2 rRNA genes are annotated in these 3,441 nt (G+C 55.8%); both read left to right on the top strand.

The features are described 5' to 3' along the window. Nucleotides 1–33 precede the first annotated feature (33 nt). A 23S ribosomal RNA gene (locus ACFWO3_RS21585) occupies nt 34–3,167 on the top strand. A gap of 150 nt (nt 3,168–3,317) precedes the next feature. Continuing rightward, nucleotides 3,318–3,434 (top strand): 5S ribosomal RNA (gene rrf / locus ACFWO3_RS21590). Nucleotides 3,435–3,441 lie beyond the last annotated feature (7 nt).

The raw sequence follows: 3,441 nt of genomic DNA on the forward strand, positions 1-3,441 counted from the left end.
TTGAGAACTGCACAGTGGACGCGAGCATCTTTGTTGTAAGTGTGTAAGAGCGTACGGTGGATGCCTTGGCACCAGGAGCCGATGAAGGACGTAGGAGGCTGCGATAAGCCTCGGGGAGCTGTCAACCGAGCTGAGATCCGAGGATGTCCGAATGGGGAAACCCAGCACGAGTGATGTCGTGTTACCCGCATCTGAATATATAGGGTGTGTGGAGGGAACGTGGGGAAGTGAAACATCTCAGTACCCACAGGAAGAGAAAACAACAGTGATTCCGTGAGTAGTGGCGAGCGAAAGCGGATGAGGCTAAACCATGTGTGTGTGATACCCGGCAGGGGTTGCATGTGTGGGGTTGTGGGATTCATTGTGTCGATTCTGCCGGATCGGCCGACAGTGAGAAATCGTCTGTGTTAGTGGAAGTGGTCTGGAACGGCCTGTCGTAGAGGGTGAGAATCCCGTACACGAAAACATGGCGACTGTCGTAATGGACACCCGAGTAGCACCGGGCCCGTGAAATCTGGTGTGAATCTGTCGGGACCACCCGATAAGCCTGAATACTCCCTGGTGACCGATAGCGGACTAGTACCGTGAGGGAAAGGTGAAAAGTACCCCGGGAGGGGAGTGAAATAGTACCTGAAACCGTGCGCTTACAATCCGTCAAAGCCTGCGAGTGACTTGTCACTGTGGGTGATGGCGTGCCTTTTGAAGAATGAGCCTGCGAGTTAGCGGCATGTCGCGAGGTTAACCCGTGTGGGGTAGCCGTAGCGAAAGCGAGTCCGAACAGGGCGTCCGTAGTGGCATGTTCTAGACCCGAAGCGGAGTGATCTACCCATGGCCAGTGTGAAGCGACGGTAAGACGTCGTGGAGGCGCGAACCCACTTAGGTTGAAAACTGAGGGGATGAGTTGTGGGTAGGGGTGAAAGGCCAATCAAACTCCGTGATAGCTGGTTCTCCCCGAAATGCATTTAGGTGCAGCGTCGCGTGTTTCTCACCGGAGGTAGAGCTACTGGATGGTCTAGGGGGCCCACAAGCTTACCGAAATCAGCCAAACTCCGAATGCCGGTGAGTGAGAGCGCGGCAGTGAGACTGCGGGGGATAAGCTTCGTAGTCGAGAGGGAAACAGCCCAGATCGCCGGCTAAGGTCCCTAAGCGTGTACTAAGTGGAAAAGGATGTGGGGTCGCGAAGACAACCAGGAGGTTGGCTTAGAAGCAGCCACCCTTGAAAGAGTGCGTAATAGCTCACTGGTCAAGTGATCCTGCGCCGACAATGTAGCGGGGCTCAAGTACACCACCGAAGCCGCGGCATTCACACGAGCCCGCGCGATGTCTACGGATGTCGTGCCAGGTGTGTGGATGGGTAGGGGAGCGTCGTGCAGCCATGGAAGCAGCAGTGTGAACTAGTTGTGGAGGCTGCACGAGTGAGAATGCAGGCATGAGTAGCGAAAGACGAGTGAGAAACTCGTCCGCCGAATGACCAAGGGTTCCTGGGCCAGGTTAATCCGCCCAGGGTGAGTCGGGACCTAAGACGAGGCCGACAGGCGTAGCCGATGGACAACGGGTTGATATTCCCGTACCCGTGTGAACGCGCCCCTGGTGAATCAGTGATACTAACCATCCTGAAGCCACGAGAAGACCTTCGGGTCTCGAGTTGGTGGATGCATGGGACCTGATCTGGTAGTAGCCAAGCGATGGGGTGACGCAGGAAGGTAGCTGAGCCAGTCAGTGGTAATACTGGTGTAAGCCTGTAGGGCGAACGGTAGGCAAATCCGCCGTTCATGTGCCTGAGAGGTGATGCGTAGCCGAATGAGGCGAATTCAGTGATCCTATGCTGCCGAGAAAAGCCTCTAGCGAGCTTTCACACGGCCCGTACCCCAAACCGACACAGGTGGTCAGGTAGAGAATACTGAGGCGATCGAGATAACTATGGTTAAGGAACTCGGCAAAATGCCCCCGTAACTTCGGGAGAAGGGGGGCCCTGTTTGGTGATGGACTTTTCGTCCTGAGCTGGGTGGGGCCGCAGAGACCAGTGAGAAGCGACTGTTTACTAAAAACACAGGTCCGTGCGAAGTCGTAAGACGATGTATACGGACTGACGCCTGCCCGGTGCTGGAAGGTTAAGAGGACCGGTTAGTTCCCTCGTGGAGCGAAGCTGAGAATTTAAGCCCCAGTAAACGGCGGTGGTAACTATAACCATCCTAAGGTAGCGAAATTCCTTGTCGGGTAAGTTCCGACCTGCACGAATGGCGTAACGACTTCTCAGCTGTCTCAACCATAGACTCGGCGAAATTGCATTACGAGTAAAGATGCTCGTTACGCGCGGCAGGACGAAAAGACCCCGGGACCTTCACTACAGCTTGGTATTGGTGTTCGGTTCGGTTTGTGTAGGATAGGTGGGAGACTGTGAAGCGGTGACGCCAGTTATCGTGGAGTCGTTGTTGAAATACCACTCTGATCGTATTGGACCTCTAACCTCGGACCATGATCTGGTTCAGGGACAGTGCCTGGTGGGTAGTTTAACTGGGGCGGTTGCCTCCCAAAATGTAACGGAGGCGCCCAAAGGTTCCCTCAGCCTGGTTGGCAATCAGGTGTCGAGTGCAAGTGCACAAGGGAGCTTGACTGTGAGACTGACAGGTCGAGCAGGGACGAAAGTCGGGACTAGTGATCCGGCACCGGCAAGTGGAAGCGGTGTCGCTCAACGGATAAAAGGTACCCCGGGGATAACAGGCTGATCTTCCCCAAGAGTCCATATCGACGGGATGGTTTGGCACCTCGATGTCGGCTCGTCGCATCCTGGGGCTGGAGTAGGTCCCAAGGGTTGGGCTGTTCGCCCATTAAAGCGGCACGCGAGCTGGGTTTAGAACGTCGTGAGACAGTTCGGTCTCTATCCGCCGCGCGCGTTAGAAACTTGAGGAAGGCTGTCCCTAGTACGAGAGGACCGGGACGGACGAACCTCTGGTGTGCCAGTTGTTCCGCCAGGAGCACCGCTGGTTAGCTACGTTCGGGAGGGATAACCGCTGAAAGCATCTAAGCGGGAAGCCTGTTCCAAGATGAGGTTTCTCACCCCCTCGAGGGGGTAAGGCCCCCGGCAGACCACCGGGTTGATAGGCCAGAACTGGAAGCACAGCAATGTGTGGAGGTGACTGGTACTAATAGGCCGAGGACTTACCACAAAGAAGCTACGCGTCCACTGTGCAGTATCTGAAACAGCACACAATTCACGCTTTTCGTGAATTGTGTGCACGCGAAGCACCCCCTGTTTTTGGGGTTGTGAGCGTTCACTCGATTCACACGCGGAGCGTGTGTGGACAGTTTCATAGAGTTACGGCGGCCATAGCGGCAGGGAAACGCCCGGTCCCATTCCGAACCCGGAAGCTAAGCCTGCCTGCGCCGATGGTACTGCACCCGACAGGGTGTGGGAGAGTAGGACACCGCCGAACATCCGTT

Origin of the sequence: Rhodococcus sp. NPDC058521, assembly GCF_042719695.1 — a bacterium.
GTDB lineage: Bacteria > Actinomycetota > Actinomycetes > Mycobacteriales > Mycobacteriaceae > Rhodococcus_F.